Genomic DNA, 16,213 nt, shown 5'->3' on the forward strand with positions numbered 1-16,213 from the left:
GGTACCACGAACTCGGTGGTCGCCGTACTGGAAGGGGGTGAGCCCACGGTCGTCGCCAACGCCGAGGGCGCGCGCACCACCCCCTCGGTGGTGGCGTTCGCCAAGAACGGGGAAGTGCTCGTCGGAGAGGTGGCCAAACGGCAGGCCGTGACGAACATCGAGCGCACCGCGCGCTCCGTCAAACGCCATATGGGGGACCCGGGTTGGCGGTTCCCCGGCAGTGACGGCGGCACGATCGACGGCACCCGCTACCGCGCGCAGGAACTCTCCGCGCGCGTGCTGCAGAAACTGAAGCGGGACGCCGAGGCGTATCTGGGCGAGGACGTCACGGAAGCCGTGATCACCGTGCCCGCCTACTTCGACGACACCCAGCGCCAGGCCACCAAGGAGGCCGGCGAGATCGCGGGCCTGAGCGTGCTGCGGATCATCAACGAACCGACGGCCGCGGCACTCGCGTACGGACTGGACCGGGGTGAGGAGCAGACCGTCCTCGTCTTCGACCTGGGCGGCGGCACGTTCGACGTCTCGCTCCTGGAGATCGGCGACGGGGTCATCGAGGTCAAGGCCACCAACGGGGACACCCAACTGGGCGGCGACGACTGGGACCAGCGGGTCGTCGAGCACCTCGTCAAACGCTTCAAGGGCCAGTACGGCATCGACCTCGCCCAGGACAAGATGGCGCTCCAGCGGCTGCGGGAGGGCGCGGAGAAGGCCAAGATCGAGCTGTCCTCGTCCACCGAGACGACCGTCAACCTGCCCTACATCACCGCGACCGGCGACGGCCCGCTGCACCTCGACGAGAAACTGACGCGCGCTCAGTTCCAGGAGCTGACCGCCGACTTGCTCGAACGCTGCAAGGCACCCTTCCACCAGGCGGTCAAGGACGCCGGGGTGAAGCTCTCCGCGGTCGACCACGTCATCCTCGTCGGTGGCTCCACCCGGATGCCCGCGGTGACCGAGGTGGTCAAGGAACTCACCGGCAAGGACCCGCACAAGGGCGTCAACCCGGACGAGGTCGTGGCACTCGGCGCGGCGCTCCAGGCGGGCGTCATCCGCGGCGACGTCAAGGACGTCCTCCTCCTCGACGTCACCCCGCTGTCCCTGGGCATCGAGACCAAGGGCGGCATCATGACCAAGCTCATCGAACGCAACACGACCATTCCCACCCGGCGTTCGGAGATCTTCACCACCGCCACGGACAACCAGCCGTCCGTCGGCATCCAGGTCTTCCAGGGCGAACGCGACATCGCCGCCTACAACAAGAAACTGGGCGTCTTCGACCTCACCGGGCTGCCGCCCTCGCCGCGCGGGCTGCCGCAGATCGAGGTCGCCTTCGACATCGACGCCAACGGGATCATGCACGTCTCGGCGAAGGACCTCGCCACCGGTCGCGAGCAGAAGATGACCGTCACGGGCGGCTCCGCGCTCGCCAAGGACGACATCGACCGCATGATGCGCGAGGCCGAGCAGTACGCCGACGAGGACCGCAAGCGCCGCGAGGCCGCCGAGACCCGCAACCAGGCCGAGCAACTCGTCTACCAGACCGAGAAGTTCATCCGCGACAACGAGGAGCGCATCCCGGCCGACATCAGGACGGAGGTGGAGGCCGCGATCGCCGAACTGCAGGCACTCCTGAACGACCGGGACGGCACCGACACGAACACCCTGCGCACGGGCGCCGAGAAACTGGCCACCGTCAGCCAGAAGATGGGCCAGGCCATGTACGCCCAGGCCCAGCAGTCACCCCCACCGGACCAGCCGCCCGGCACGGAACAGTCCACCCCACCGGACGAGGAGAGCGTGGTGGACGCGGAAATAGTGGACGAGGACCCCAAGGACACCCCCACCTGAGAGCCGACACTCACCCCCACCACGCAGGGGCGCGGGGAACTGCGCGCTCAGCCCAGGACGACGGTCAGCCGACGAGCAAGCCCCCAGCCCCCCCCGGGACAGAGCCAGCCTCAAAAATCCGCCCGGCGCGCCAGAATCATCTCCCTGGTCCGCCGGGCGGAAGCCACCCCCGTGGCCATATGGTCCAGCACCTCCAGATGCGCGGCCACCTCCTTGCGGGAGTCCAGGTACAGCGCCCCGGTCAGATACTCCGTGTACACCATGTCCGGCAGCTCCGGCTCCGCGAACCGGAACAGCACGAACGGCGCGTACGTCCCCGGATGGGGCCCCGCCGAGAACTCGGCGATCTGCAGCGTGATGTGGTCGTTCTCGACGGCCGCGAGGAGATGGTCCAGCTGGTCCGCCATCACCTCGGACCGGATACTGACCGGCCGCTGGAGGACCGTCTCCTCCATGATCACCCACAGATGCGGCGGACGTTCCCCCGTGAGCAGCTTCTGCCGCGCCATCCGCAGGGACACATGGCGTTCGATCTCGGCGGTCCCCGTCTGCCCGACCGTGCCCGCCTCCAGGACGGCACGGGCGTAGTCCTCGGTCTGCAGCAGCCCCGGCACGAAGTGCGGCTCGTACGACCGGATGATCGAGGCGGAGCCCTCCAGACTCACGTACAGGCTGAACCAGTCCGGCAGGACGTCGTGGAAGCGCTGCCACCAGCCCGGCTCGTTCGCCTCCTCGACCAGCCGGATGAAGGCCGCCGTCTCCTCGTCGCCCACTCCGTACGTCGACAGGAGCACCTGGACGTACGGGATCTTCAGCGCGACCTCGGCCATCTCCATCCGCCGGACGGTCGCGGGCGCCACCCGCAGGATCCGCGCGGCCTCGTCCCGCTTGAGGCCGGACGCCTCGCGCAGCTCCTGGAGCCGTCTGCCCAGTACCACCTGCCCCACGGTCGGCGCCGGCCGCCTCTCACTCACGCCACGCCTCCCCGTGCCCCGAACATGGCGAGAAGTGTGCCACGTTCCCGCGAAAGCCTCACCGGATCCCCTCATCCTGCCCGGTGTGTCGGCATTACGTCCCGGGTGGCCGGCCGCGCAGCTCCCCGCGCCCACAAAAACGAGGCCGCGCCCCTGCTTTTCGCCCTTCAGGGGCCCGGGGAACCGCGCGACAAGCCCCCACCGGCCCGCCGGAAGGACTGACGACCCTCGTCCTGAGGGGGCGTCAGGGCAGCAACGCGTGCAGGTACTTCACCGTCGCCGGGTCGGCCGGGAGCAGCGTCTCGATCGCCAGTTCGGCGACCGTCACGTCCATCGGCGTGTTGAACGTGGAGATGGACGAGACGAAGGACAGCACCCGCCCCTCGTGCTCGATCCGCATCGGCAGCGCGAAGTAGGGGACGGGCTCCGCGGACTCCTCGTCGAGCGGGGCATCGAGCGCCGCGGCGGACGCGGCGGCGGGCGGAGCAGGATAGGCGGCCACCTCCTCGTACAGCGCGCGCAACGGCTGCGAGCGGCGCAGGGCGATGTCCCGTTCCATCTGGGCCAGCAGATGGCCGCGCCACTCGCGCAGATTGCGGATCCTGGGCGCCAGGCCCTCCGGGTGCAGCGTCAGCCGCATCGCGTTCAGCGGCGGGGCGAGCAGCTTCTCGGGGACGCCGCCCAGCAGCATCAGGACGCCCCGGTTGGCGGCGACCACGTCGTACGTGGCGTCCACGACCAGCGCCGGATAGGGCTCGTAGCCCTGGATCAGCCGCTCCACCCCCTCACGCAGCGCGTCCAGCGCCGGATCGTCCAGCGGGGTCTCCGGATAGCGGGGCGCGTAACCAGCCGCCAGCAGAAGGGAGTTGCGGTCCCGAACCGGTACGTCCAGGTGCTCGGCGAGCCGCAGCACCATCTCCTCGCTCGGCCGGGAGCGGCCCGTCTCGACGAAGCTGATGTGCCGCGCCGACGACCCCGCCCGCAACGCCAGCTCCAGCTGACTCACCCGGCGCTGCTCCCGCCAGCCGCGCAGCAGCGGACCGATTGCCTTGTCGGCCGCCGGTGCACTGCCCCGCGCACCGGCGGACACACTGACGGACCCCGGGATGTGCGCGGCGCTGGTCATGCCCCGACCGTAGTCGACGCGCCCGCACGGGTCGACGCCCCGCCGTGCGGCCGAATGCCGCCTTCGCCGCCCGCCGGGACCCGCCTGACCAGGGACGGGGGAGCGGGACTGTGGCAGGCTGAGGAGATCCGGACGCCATGGAAGGAGCGCGTACATGCCCCTCGAACCGTTGTCGCAGAAGGAGATCGAGGACCGGCTCGCGGAACTGCCCGGCTGGTCCCTGGACGGAGACAGAATCTCCCGTTCCTACCGGCTGGGCTCGCACTTCGCCGCGGCGGCCCTGGTCGTCCACATCGCCCAGGTGCAGGACGAACTGGACCACCACTCGGACCTCACGCTCGGCTACGACACCGTCTCCCTCACCGTGAACACGCACAGCGTGGGCGGCGCCGTCACCGAGAAGGACTTCGCGCTGGCCGGCCGGGTCGAGGAGCTGAGCACGGGGCACGGCGCGCGGTGAGCACGCTGGTCTTCGACTACGACGAGGAGGCCGAGCGGTACGACGCGCTGCGGGGCGGCGAACCCCGTGCCGCGGCAGCCGCCGACGCCGTCCTCGGGCTGCTCCCCGACGGCACCCGCACTCTCCTGGACGTCGCCTGCGGCACCGGCACCGTGACCCGCCGGCTCCTGGCGGCCGGTCTCGACGTGACCGGCGTCGACGCCGCGTACGGCATGCTGAGCAGGGCCGCGGCGCGGGTGCCGGGCCGGGTCGTACTCGCCGACGCCCGGCAACTCCCCTTCCCCGACGGTGCGTTCGACGCCGTCTCGGCGATCTGGCTGCTGCACCTCCTGGACGACGCCGAACGGGTCGTCGCCGAGGCGGCCCGGGTGCTGCGCCCCGGCGGCGTCCTCGTCACGACCGTCGACAAGGCGGCCTCGCACGACGTGGGCAGCGACATCGACACCGTGATGGCACCGCGGCCCCGCCGTGCGGCCCGGGACCGCGCGGACCTCGTGGCGTCGTACGCGGGCCGGCACGGGCTCCTGTCGGCGGGCCGGGCGGGCTTCCGTGGCCGGGGTCAGGGGCGCACCCCGCGCCAGGCGGCGGCCGACGTGCGCCGCGGCTGGTACACGCTGCTGACGTCCGGCGACCCCCTCACCGAGCAACTGGCCTCCCGCCTGGAACAACTCCCGAACCAACAAGTCCCGCGCCCGGAACCACACTTCAAGCTAAGAGCTTTCCAAAAACCGGGCTCGCCCCTTTAGGGGCGCGAGGAACGGCGCGAGCAACCCGGGACGGCCTGCAGCCAACATCCGGGCCGAACCCCCACCCCTCAGGGGTGCGGGGAACGGCGCGAGCAACCCGGGACGGCCTGCAGCCAACATCCAACCCAGCCCCCACCCCCTCAGGGGCGCGAGGAACGGCGCGAGCAACCCCGGACGTCCCGCAGTCGACATCGGGACCGCACCCCCACCCCCCTGCGCAAGCAACCCCCGATGGCCTGCGGTCGACGCCAGGGCCGCGGCCCTAGGGGGTGGGGGCTGAGCCCGGGTGTGGACTGCAGGCCGTCCGAGGCAGGGCGCGCCGTTCCCCGCGCCCCTAGGGGGTGGAACCCGGGCCCGAGTGTCGGCTGCGGGCGGGTGGGGGTTGCTCGCGCAGTTCCCCGCGCCCCCAGGGGGTGGGGGTGCAGCGCGGGTGTCGGCTGCAGGCCGTCCGGGGCTCGCCGCGCCGTTCCTCGCACCCCTGGGGGGTGGGGGCCGAGCCCGGATGTGGACCGCGGGCCGTCGGGGCTGGTCGCGCGCCTACACGGCCGGCAGGCCGAACGCGCGGTCCCCCGTCGTCCCCTCGGGCAGCCCGTCGGCCAGGTAGCCGTCGAGGTCGGGGGTGCCGGGCGTGAGCACATGCCGCACCCAGGCGTCACGTTCATGCAGAACCGGCGGCAACTCCCACACGCAGCCGATCCACGGCCGGTCCAGCGTGACGAAGTGCGTCGGGTCGCGATCCGGACACCCCAGTACGGGCTGCCCCGCCGCGGCGCCCCCGAAGTGCAGGACGTTGTCCCACACCCAGCTGTACGCGTTGAGATAGGCGCCGTCGTCGCCACCCCGGTGCAGCACGACGAACGTGGCGGGCGGTGTGCCGTCCGCCTCCGGAAGCAGCTTGGGCAGCATCGCGTACGCCGCCTCCTCGACGTCGGGCGCGATGCCCGCCGGGTCGGCGGTGACGTGGTAGCGCTTGATCCACCGGCCTGCCACCTCGACGGGAGGCAGCACGGTCAGCAGTTTCTCCTTGAAGGCCATGGAGGGGACGCTAGGCCCGCTCCACTGACACCTTCTGTCAGTGGAGTGTCGGTGATGCCTGCCATTCTGGGGCGATGAAGTCGGCCCGTCTCGTCTCGATCCTTCTGCTGCTCCAGACCAGGGGCCGGATGACCGCCGCCGCCCTCGCCGAGGAGCTGGAGGTCTCGGTGCGGACGGTCTACCGGGACGTGGAGGCGCTGAGCGAGGCCGGTGTCCCGCTGTACGGCGACGCGGGTCACGCGGGCGGCTACCGGCTCCTCGACGGCTACCGCACCCGTCTGACCGGCCTCACCGCGGGCGAGGCGGAGGCCCTGTTCCTCGCGGGTGTACCGGGCCCGGCCGCCGAGCTGGGACTCGGCCCGCTGCTGGCCGCCGCCCAGCTCAAGGTGCGTGCCGCACTGCCGAGGGAGCTGCGTGAGCACGCGGACCGCATCAGCGGCCGCTTCCATCTGGACGCGCCGGGCTGGTACGCGGACGCCGGCGACGGCGCCGTCCCGTTTCTGCCGGCCGTCGCCGACGCCGTCTGGAACAGCAGGGTCCTGCATGTCCTGTACCGCCGCTGGCGCGAGCCGACCGACGTGCGGCGCCGCCTGGAACCGTACGGCCTGGTCCTCAAGGCGGGCCGCTGGTACGTCGTCGCGGGCCCGGGACCGCGTACGTTCCGGGTCGACCAGATCCTCGAACTGGGCGCGTCAGACGACCAGATCCTCGAACTGGGCGCGTCAGACGAGGAGTTCACCCGTCCTGTCGGGTTCGACCTCGGTGCGTACTGGGCCGGGTACCAGCGGGACTTCCACGACCGGCTGCACCGGGCGGAGGCGGTGGTCAGGCTCGCCCCCGGTACGCGTCTCTCCGGCCCGGCGGGTGACGCCGTGCGCGCCAACGGCGTACCGGAGGAGGGAGGTTGGACCCGGGCCACCGTACCCATCGAGTCCGTCGAGCACGCCTACGCGGAGTTTCTGCGGCTCGGCACGGGGGTGGAGGTGCTGGCACCGCCCGAACTGCGCGAACGCATCGCGGCGACGGTCACCGCGCTCGCCCGCACCTACACGTAGAGAGCGCTTACCAAATCACGGCAACCCCCGTGCCCCCAGCGGCAACTGAGGTGACAGAACCCGTCTGCCCCCTCCCAGGGAGGTACCCCACCGTGCAGCACCCGCATCGCAGACGCAGCAGGACCCGTCTCCTCCTCTCCACCGTGCTCGCCGGCGCCCTCGCCGCCGCCGGACTCACCACGCTCACCGCCACACCCGCCCAGGCCGCGACCGCCCGCCAGGTCGAGAAGCTCGACCGGGGTGTCGTCAGCGTCCACACCGACGCGGGCAACCTGGTCAGCTGGCGCTGGCTCGGCACCGACCCGAACGACGTCTCGTTCAACGTCTACCGGGCGGGTACGAAGGTCAACTCGACCCCGGTCACCGGCTCCACGAACTACTTCCACTCCGCGGGGCCCGCCCAGGCCGACTACACGGTCCGCGCGATCGTGGGAGGTGTCGAGCAGGCCGACTCCGTGCACGCGATCCAGTTCCGCACCGGATACAAGGACGTACCGATCAGCCCGCCCGCCGGTGGCACGACCCCCGACGGGGTCGCGTACACCTACGAGGCCAACGACGCCTCGGTCGGCGACCTCGACGGCGACGGCGCGCTCGACTTCGTCCTGAAGTGGCAGCCCACCAACGCCAAGGACAACTCCCAGTCCGGCTACACCGGCAACACGATCATCGACGGGATCAAGCTCGACGGCACCCGGCTGTGGCGCGTCGACCTCGGCCGGAACATCCGCTCGGGCGCGCACTACACCCAGTTCCAGGTGTACGACTACGACGGCGACGGCAAGGCCGAGGTGGCCGCGAAGACCGCCGACGCCACGGTCGACGGAACGGGCGCGGTCATCGGCAGTTCCTCCGCCGACTACCGCAACTCCAGCGGATACGTCCTCTCCGGGCCCGAGTACCTGACCATGTTCAACGGCCAGACGGGCAAGGCGATGGGGACGGTGGACTACGTCCCGGCGCGCGGCACGGTCTCGTCGTGGGGCGACTCGTACGGCAACCGCGTGGACCGGTTCCTCGCGGGCACCGCCTATCTCGACGGCGCCCGGCCCTCGCTCATCATGGCGCGCGGCTACTACACGCGTTCGGTGATCGCGGCCTGGGACTGGCGGGGCGGCGCGTTCACCCGCCGCTGGACCTTCGACACCAACTCGTCGACCAACACCGGCAAGGGCTTCGACGGCCAGGGCTCGCACAGCCTGTCGGTCGGGGACGTCGACAACGACGGCAAGGACGAGATCGTCTACGGGGCGATGGCCGTCGACGACAACGGCAACGGCCTGTGGACGACGAAGACCGGACACGGCGACGCCCAGCACCTGGGTGACCTGGACCCGGGGACCTCGGGTCTCGAATACTTCAAGGTCTCCGAATCCGCCTCGCAGCCCGCCGAGCTGTACATCAACCCGGCCAACGGCGCGATCCGCTGGCAGCTCGCCTCCTGCTGCGACAACGGCAGGGGAGTGGCCGGGGACATCTACGCGGGCAACGACGGCGCCGAGGTGTGGTCCGCCTCCGACACCAACATCCGTGACGAGGCCGGCGCCACCAAGGGCCGCGAACCGTCCTCCGTCAACTTCCTGTCCTGGTGGGACGGCGACACCACACGCGAACTCCTCGACGGCACCCACATCGACAAGTACGGCACCTCGTCCGACACCCGCCTGCTGACCGGCGCCTCCGTCCACTCCAACAACGGCACCAAGGCGACGCCGGCCCTCTCGGGCGACCTCTTCGGCGACTGGCGCGAGGAGGTCGTCTGGGCGACGAGCGACAACACGGCCCTGCGCATCTACTCGACCCCGACCGAGACCACCACGAAGATCACGACCCTGCTCCACGACACGATGTACCGCACGGGCATCGCCTGGCAGAACACGGCCTACAACCAGCCCCCGCACCCCAGCTTCTTCATCGGAAACGGCATGCCGACGGCACCGCGACCGACGGTGTACACGCCGTGACCTGCTGAAACTACTCCCGGAGGCAGAAACAGAAGAGGGGCGGCCACCCCGGCCGGTGGGACGGCCGCCCCTCTCTCACCCATCAGAACTGGGGAGCCTCTGGGGAGATCCGAAGGCAGATCAGCGCAGTCCGGCGAACAGGTCCTTCTCCGGCAGGGCCGCGCCCGTGGCGTCCTTCACCCGTACGAAGGTCTCCATGCCCATGAACTCGCCGAACCTCTCCTTGCCCATCTTGAGGAAGAAGATGTTGTCGCCCTGGCTGGCGTGCGCGGCCAGCGAGTCGAACTTCTGACCGCTGAACGCGGTGGTGTCCACCCACGTGGTGATCTCGTCGTCGGGGAGGCCGATCTTGGCCATCTCGGCGACCTGGGCGGGATCCGGCTCCGGCATCTCCGGGTGGAACTCGCGCATGATCTCGCCGAACCGCTGCATCGTCGAGCGGGGCATCGTGGTCCAGTACACCTTCGGCGTCAGCTCGATCAGCTCCAGCGCCGCCATCGTGATGCGGTGGGCCTGGATGTGGTCGGGGTGGCCGTAGAAGCCGTTCTCGTCGTAGGTGACGACCACATCGGGCCGGTAGTGCCGCATGAGGTCCGCGAGCCGGGCCGCGCCCTCCTGCACGGGGGTCTGCCAGAAGGATCCGGGGGCGTCGTTGCTCGGCCAGCCCATCATTCCGGAGTCGGCGTAGTCCAGCGTCTCCAGATCGCTGATCTTCAGGACGTCGCAGCTCGCCAGGAGCTCCTGCCGGCGCATCGCGACGACCGCCGCCGGGTCGTGTCCGGGATCGCCCGGCTTGACACCCCCCGGCCCGTCTCCGCAACCGCCGTCGGTACAGGTCACGAGCACCGTGCGGATTCCTTCCGCCGCGTACTGCGCGAGGATCCCTCCCGTGCTGGTGGCCTCGTCGTCGGGGTGGGCGTGCACAGCCATGATCGTCAAGGGCCGGTCGGTCATGAAAAAGATCCTTCTGCAGAGTTACATCTTGGTCCGAGGCCGGGGCGGGTCACACCGGTGCCTCGGTCGATGCAACAGTGTCGACCGCACCGCCTGTTCCCGGTCCGGCCGCCCGGCCTCCGGGGTGTGGTCGCACAAGGAGGGCGCGGACCCGTCGGGTCCGCGCCCTCCCGTTCGTCCCGCCCGGGGGTCAGGTCACCGAGCAGGACTGGTCACCGAGCTTGAACGCCGTCGGCTTGGTGTTCGATCCCGACCAGCTGCCCGTGAAGCCGAAGCCCACGGACGAACCGGCCGCCACGTTCGCGTTCCAGCTCACGTTCTTCGTTGTGACAGCCGCTCCGGATTGGGTCGACTCCGCGTTCCACGCCTGGGTGACGCTCTGCCCGTCGGCGAAGGACCAGCCGAGCGACCACCCGGTCCAGGCGGCCGTGCCAGTGTTGGCGAGCTGGACGTCGGCCTGGAAGCCGCCCGACCACTGGTTGGTGATCTTGTACGTGACCGCGCAGGCGCCGGTCGGCGTCGGATCCGTACCGCCACCGCCGCCGCCCGCGTCGGACGAGTCGCCGTAGATGACACCGCGCCCGTTCGTCGACACGTACACCCGCCCGTAGACGCGCGGATCGCCGGTGATGGCGGCGCCCGTCCAGCCCCACTGATGGGCGTCGTCGTTGATACGGGTCCAGGTGGCGCCCTTGTCCGTGGAGCGGAAGATGCCCCGCACACCGCCGATCTTCGCGCTCGTGTAGAGCGTCTGGTACGAGGCCCCGGTGGCCGCCTTGCCGAAGCCGACGGTGTCCGCCTGCTCGACGCCCGACAGTTTGGTGAAGGTCGCGCCGGAGTCCGTGGAGTGCCACAGCCCGTACGCGCCGTCGCTCGCCCCGCCCGCCAGCCAGACGTCACCCTTCGTGCCGGGAAGTGCCTTGAACCGTACGCTGTCGCCGCTCGGCAGTCCGGTCGCCGCGGAGGCGGTGAAGGTCGCGCCGCCGTCCGAACTGACGTAGAACCTGCCGGACTTGAAGCCGTAGAAGGTCTTCGGGTCGACCCGGTCGGACTCCACGACCGCCCCGGCCGGGATGCCGCTCGACGCCGTCCACGACGTACCGAACCCGGTCGCGTAGTGCACGCCCGCGCCCGCCGGACTCCATACGAACCGGCTGCCGTCGGAGGCCGCCGCGACCGTGCCGCCGCCGCTCACCCCCGAAGGGTCGGTGCCCGCGAACCAGTTGGCGCCGTTGTCCGTCGAGAACGCCACGTGCGGACCGGAGTCCAGGTTGCCGGCCCGCACCACGATGCCCGGGTTGGACTCCGCGAAGTCGAGGCTCGTCGTGCTGGTGAAGTTCGGCGAGGTGAACATCATGGACGGCACCTTGGTGAGGTCCGTGTGCCGGAACCCGCCGATGTCACCCAGGGCGCTGAGGAGTTGGGCGCCACCGGACGGGGGAGCGGCCAGGTCGTTGACGGCCGTCTCCTCCAGCCCCTGCACCATCGGCTTGACGGTGAACTGGCCGCCGCTGTCCCACTGGCCCAGGTTCTCGGTCCCGTAGATCGTCGCGCCCGTTCCGTACATCATCCGGGCCGAGTTGAACGGATCGATCTCCAACGCCTCGGTCATCCAGCCGAGTTTGGGCGTCTGCTCGGGCGGCGACGGATTCGCGCCCCAGGTCAGCCACGGCGAGGACGACACGTCCATGGTGAAGCGGTTCGAGCGGTTGGGGTACGACGTGTAGTCCCAGGCCTTCGTCCAGGCGCCGCCGCTGTCGGTGGAGCGGAAGATCTGCGTGTCCGGCCACCAGGAGCTGTAGGCGGTCGCCATGACCGTGCCCGGCTTCTGCCGGTCGACGGTCAGCCCGCTGAAGCCGTAGTAGGTGTCGGCCTCCGCGACCGGGCTGATGTCCGTCCAGGCGCCGGTCGCCGTCGTGTACCGCCAGATCCGGCCCTTGCCGCCGTCGTAGGGACCGCCCTTGTCGCTGTACGCGAGATAGAGATAGCCGTTCGTCGCGTCCAGGACGCCCTTGTGGGCCAGGTATCCGGTGGGCTGTCCGGCGATACGGGACCAGGTCGCGCCCGCGTCGGTCGAGCGGTAGACGGCGTTGTCCTTGTCGGCGACCCCGACGTAGATGGTCTTGGTGGCATCGGTGCCCGTACTGCTCGACTCGTCGAAGGTGACCCAGGCGATGCCCTGGTTGTCGGAGGCGTACCCGCTGGTGTCGGTCGCGTCCTGGACGTAGTTGCCGACGTTCGGGAAGTTCGTCACCTGCGACCAGGAGGCCCCGGAGTCGGTGGACCGCCACAGCCCCTTGCCGCTCGGCGCGCCCAGATACAGCACGCTGTTCCTGTGGGGGTCGACGGCGAGCCGCTCACCCATACCGCGGCCGGGCATGTTCCCGCCCAGCTTGAACGGCAGATCGGCCTTCAGCCAGGTCGCACCCCGGTCGGAGGACCTGAGCACGGCCCCGTTCCCCGGGTCCCAGCTGTTCGTGTACGTGCCGACGGCGGCGTACACCTTGCTGGGCGCGACGGAGTCGGAGGCGAGGCTCACGACACCGGTGTGTCCCCACCGGTCCCAGCCGACCGAGTCGAGCAGCGGCGTCCAGCTCTTCGACGCCTCCTGCCAGCGGTAGGCGCCGCCGATGTCGGTGCGGGCGTACGCGAGGTTCTTCTCGGACCGGTTGAACACGATCCCGGGGACGAAGCCGCCCCCGTCGATACGGGCGTTCTTCCAGGTGTAGGTGTCGGCGGCGACGGACGCCGCCGGCCCCTTCTCGACGGGCTGTGCGGCGAGAGCGGGAGGCGTGCCGGCGAGCAGCCCGGCGGCGAGCCCGAGCACAGCGGTGAGAACGAAGGTTCTTCGCACGGTGACCCTCTCCTTGCGTGGGGGGAGGTGGGGGGAGACGTGAAAGGCCGGGCGGCCCCCAGTGCGGTTGGGGACCGCCCACGGCACGTTCTGTCACGGCCCGAGCCCCATCTCTTTCAGGGGCGCGGGGAACTGCGCGACCAGCCACAACGGAGCCGCAGCTGACGTACCGACCTTCCCGCGGAGCGACATGCGGGGGCTATTCGAGAAGCTCCGCGTAAGAGCCCATGGCGAGGGCGATGTCCGCCTGGGCCCAGAACCGGTGATAAGTGAAAGAAGGCGCGGCCCCGCCGGCCAAGTACGCCTCGATCTTCGACCAAGCCGGATCGTCCTCGTAGAACGACCGGATCGAGTCGAACGTCGACGACGAGTTGATCACGTCACCGTTCGGCATCTTGCCGCTCCACCCGCTCGGCACGTACACCGAGTCGTCGAACCGGTTGTAGTCGGCCCGGGTCTCCGGGACCGCGACACCCAGCGCGTCCTGGTTGTTCGCCCACATACCGTCGAGCAGCGCCTTCGCCGTGGTCTTCGCCTCGGCGTCCCCTGACCGGTCCGCGTAGTACGTCAGGGTCTTGGCGTACGCGGCCGCCACCCCGACGTCGTTCGTGTAGTCGGCGACGGTGACGTGAAGTCCCGTGTTGGCGCCGGGACTCGACGCGTTCCAGGTGTCCGGCTTGCCCGACCACTGGAGTGTGCTCGGGATCCGGAAGGTGCCGTCCGGGTTGACCGTGGTGTTGGCCAGCGCCCAGTCGACCCACTTGTCGAGGACGGTCTTCGCGCTCGCGTTGCCCGTCTGCTGGTAGTACTCGGCGACCCGCTCCATCGACCACGCCTGGAAGCCGAACCACTGGTTGGACGGCGGGTCGTGGTAGACGGGCTTCTCGTCGTAGTACATGCCGTAGAAGGTCGGTGTCCCGGAGGGCGGTGTCGCGTAGCGGCCCTGCCAGCTGTTGGTGGCACCGCCCGCGATGGCTCCCTCACTGGACTGCAGCCACCGGTAGAACTCCAGCTGCCGGCCCAGCGACTTGGCCCAATCGGCTTGTCCCGTGGCCGACTTGGGCTTCAGGTCGGCGTACGAGCTGAGCGCGTACGCGGCCAGCGGGTTCTGGTAGCCGCCGTGGGTGTGGCTGGAGCCGATGCGCCAGGCCCAGCCGGCCGAGGTGTCGGTCGCGCCGCCCCACGCGTAGTACCAGTTCAGCAGGTAGTGGGAGGCGTCCTTGCCGGTGCCCGCCGGGCAGGTGGACGGACCCACACAGTTGCCGATCTTCTTGAAGTACTTGTCGTACATCGAGTAGCGGAGATAGTCACCCATCTTCGCCGCCTTGCCGACGGTCGCGGACACGTCCGCGCCCTTGCCCTGCGCCTCGGCCCAGACGTCCGCCCAGTACGCGGCCTGTACGGCACGTGCGTCGGCGTCCGGGGCGTTGGTGAACTTCCACTGCTTGGCGTAGGACGCGTCCTTGGTGAACAGGTCCAAGTACCCGTTCGTGCCGCCGTACTTGAAGGCGTCGCAGGTCGGCTGAGGCACCGTCTCCCACACCGACTCCTGCGCACCGCGCTGGAAGGTGTTGATGTACGAGGGACCGGTGTCGGTCGGGCCCGCCTCGCACTTGCCCGGCGAGTTGCCGTACCCGTAGACGTTGTCCACGTCCTGCAGCCAGTGCATGCCGTACACGTCGTCCGTGCCGTACGCGCTCTTCAGCTCCGCCGCGATCGGGTCGGGGCCCACCGAGATGCCCGAGTCGAGCTGCGCCGGGTACTCGTTCGGCGTGTCCAGCTCGGGTGCGTACGTCGCCGGCTTCGAGGCGTTGTAGAACGAGTTGGTCGGCTGGTCGGCGTGCGTGGGGATCATGAACTTCTCCATGATGTCCCAGGCACCGTTGAACTTCGTCCAGTCGCCCGTGACCTTGCCGTACATGGCCTGCAGCCACAGCAGATAGCTGTACGCCTCGGACGTCGTCTCATGCCCGTGGTCGGGCGCCTCGACGATCAGTGTCTCCACCGAGTGGTACGGGATGCCCTCCGGCGAGAAGTAGCCGTTCGCCGGGTTGGTGATCTTCCCGTAGAGATCCAGGAAGCGGGCGTCGTACTCCTTCGACGCGGCGAGCTGGGTGACGGTCACCGAGGCCTTGGCGTGTCCGGTGGCCGTCGAGTCGAAGACGGCCGAACCGGTGCCCGTGGCATTGGCGGTGACGGTCACCTTCTGTGCCGTGGCCCAGTTCGACGGGGTGAAGGTCAGTGACGCCCCGCCGGTGACGGACAGCCCCGTGTTGCCGCTCGCGCGAGCGGTCGCCACGGTCACGTTCGCCGACGGCTGGGTCGAGAGCTTGACGTCGTACGTGCCCGTCTTGCCCTGCTGGACGCCGAGTTGGGTCGGTGAGACCACCACCGCGGGACCCGAGGCGACCGTGATGCCGACCGGGGTGGACTCCGCGGAGGCGCCCAGACTGTCGTACGCCTTGGCCAGCAGCGAATGACTGCCCACGGTCAATCCCGTGGCCGAGAGCGAGTACGGCGAGCTGGTGTCGGTGCCCAGCAGGGTCGTGTCGTCGTAGAACTCGACCTTGCTGATCGTCGCGCCGTCCGCCGCCGCGGCCGTCGCGGCGAGCGGGACCGCCGTCCCCTGGGAGTACACGGCACCCGCCGCGGGGCTGGTCAGCACGGTGATCGGCGGCTGATGGGCGCCGGCGCAGGTCGTGCCGTTGATCGCGAAGGAGGCGGGTGCGGTGTTGGTACCGCTGTAGGTGAACTGGGCGCCGGTCGTGACGGCCGCCCCGACCGCGATGGTCCCGTTCCAGGACGCGTTCGTCGCGGTGACCGTCTTCCCGGACTGCGACCAGGTGCCGCTCCAGCCGCTGCTGAGCTGCTGGTTACCGGTGTAGCCGTACGTCAGGGTCCAGCCGCTGATCGCCTCCGTGCCGCGGTTGGTGAGGGTGAGCTCGGCGGTGAAACCGGAGCCCCAGTCGTTCGTCCTGTAGTCGACGCTGCACTGAACGGCCGCCGCCTGTGCAGGAGTTGTACCGGTGGTGAGCATGGTCAGCGGGAGCGCGAGGGCCGCCACCACGGCTGTCCACATCCGCCGCGCACGGCGTCTGCGTCTGGGTGCCATGTTCTGGTTCCTCTCCTTGCGGCTCGGAGACGGGGGGAGGAGCAACAAGCCTTGAACCAGTGGGAGCGCTCCCATATTGGGG

11 protein-coding genes are annotated in these 16,213 nt (G+C 70.0%); 5 read left to right on the forward strand and 6 right to left on the reverse strand.

The features are described 5' to 3' along the window. On the forward strand, window positions 1-1,851 hold a 1,851-nt coding region (gene dnaK, locus ACFVH5_RS31560), incomplete at its 5' end, for a molecular chaperone DnaK (RefSeq protein WP_385837123.1). Window positions 1,852-1,961: 110 nt separating this feature from the next. Here the strand turns inward: dnaK and ACFVH5_RS31565 are convergent. Then, the gene (locus ACFVH5_RS31565) at window positions 1,962-2,825 is read right to left on the reverse strand and encodes a helix-turn-helix domain-containing protein (protein ID WP_385837124.1); all 864 of its coding nucleotides are present in this window, start codon (window positions 2,823-2,825) and stop codon (window positions 1,962-1,964) included. A 244-nt stretch (window positions 2,826-3,069) separates the two neighbouring features. Beyond that, window positions 3,070-3,951, reverse strand: coding sequence for a helix-turn-helix domain-containing protein (locus ACFVH5_RS31570; protein ID WP_385837125.1), 882 nt, complete (start codon window positions 3,949-3,951; stop codon window positions 3,070-3,072). Between the two features lie 154 nt (window positions 3,952-4,105). Between ACFVH5_RS31570 and ACFVH5_RS31575 the strand changes: the two genes are divergently transcribed. Together ACFVH5_RS31575 and ACFVH5_RS31580 are read left to right on the forward strand one after the other, a co-directional pair. Then, window positions 4,106-4,411 (forward strand): 4a-hydroxytetrahydrobiopterin dehydratase, encoded by a 306-nt coding sequence (locus ACFVH5_RS31575; RefSeq protein WP_384804831.1) that lies wholly within the window; start codon window positions 4,106-4,108, stop codon window positions 4,409-4,411. Then, a complete protein-coding gene (locus ACFVH5_RS31580) occupies window positions 4,408-5,157 on the forward strand; it encodes a class I SAM-dependent methyltransferase (protein ID WP_385837126.1) in 750 nt (249 codons plus the stop codon). The genes ACFVH5_RS31575 and ACFVH5_RS31580 overlap by 4 nt, the downstream gene beginning before the upstream one ends. A 537-nt stretch (window positions 5,158-5,694) precedes the next feature. On the opposite strand, the gene ACFVH5_RS31585 is transcribed toward ACFVH5_RS31580, so the two are convergent. Further along, window positions 5,695-6,192 carry a hypothetical protein gene (locus ACFVH5_RS31585; protein WP_385837127.1) on the reverse strand — a complete coding sequence of 166 codons (498 nt, stop codon included), beginning with the start codon at window positions 6,190-6,192 and terminating at the stop codon, window positions 5,695-5,697. 74 nt (window positions 6,193-6,266) lie between these two features. Here ACFVH5_RS31585 and ACFVH5_RS31590 point away from each other — a divergent pair, with 74 nt between their 5' ends. Both ACFVH5_RS31590 and ACFVH5_RS31595 read left to right on the forward strand, forming a co-directional pair. Beyond that, window positions 6,267-7,247 (forward strand): helix-turn-helix transcriptional regulator, encoded by a 981-nt coding sequence (locus ACFVH5_RS31590; protein WP_385837129.1) that lies wholly within the window; start codon window positions 6,267-6,269, stop codon window positions 7,245-7,247. A gap of 92 nt (window positions 7,248-7,339) precedes the next feature. Then, the gene (locus ACFVH5_RS31595; RefSeq protein WP_385837130.1) at window positions 7,340-9,211 is read left to right on the forward strand and encodes a rhamnogalacturonan lyase; all 1,872 of its coding nucleotides are present in this window, start codon (window positions 7,340-7,342) and stop codon (window positions 9,209-9,211) included. Window positions 9,212-9,331: 120 nt separating this feature from the next. Here the strand turns inward: ACFVH5_RS31595 and ACFVH5_RS31600 are convergent, their stop codons facing one another. From ACFVH5_RS31600 to ACFVH5_RS31610, 3 genes are all read right to left on the reverse strand, one after another. After that, window positions 9,332-10,165 (reverse strand): PIG-L family deacetylase, encoded by an 834-nt coding sequence (locus tag ACFVH5_RS31600; RefSeq protein WP_384804821.1) that lies wholly within the window; start codon window positions 10,163-10,165, stop codon window positions 9,332-9,334. 190 nt (window positions 10,166-10,355) lie between these two features. Then, window positions 10,356-13,019: a cellulose binding domain-containing protein gene (locus ACFVH5_RS31605; protein WP_385837131.1), complete on the reverse strand. Its 2,664-nt coding sequence runs from the start codon at window positions 13,017-13,019 to the stop codon at window positions 10,356-10,358. 199 nt (window positions 13,020-13,218) lie between these two features. Further along, window positions 13,219-16,131 carry a glycoside hydrolase family 48 protein gene (locus ACFVH5_RS31610; RefSeq protein ID WP_385837132.1) on the reverse strand — a complete coding sequence of 971 codons (2,913 nt, stop codon included), beginning with the start codon at window positions 16,129-16,131 and terminating at the stop codon, window positions 13,219-13,221. Window positions 16,132-16,213 lie beyond the last annotated feature (82 nt).

Source organism: Streptomyces sp. NPDC127119 (assembly GCF_042677425.1).
Lineage (GTDB): Bacteria > Actinomycetota > Actinomycetes > Streptomycetales > Streptomycetaceae > Streptomyces.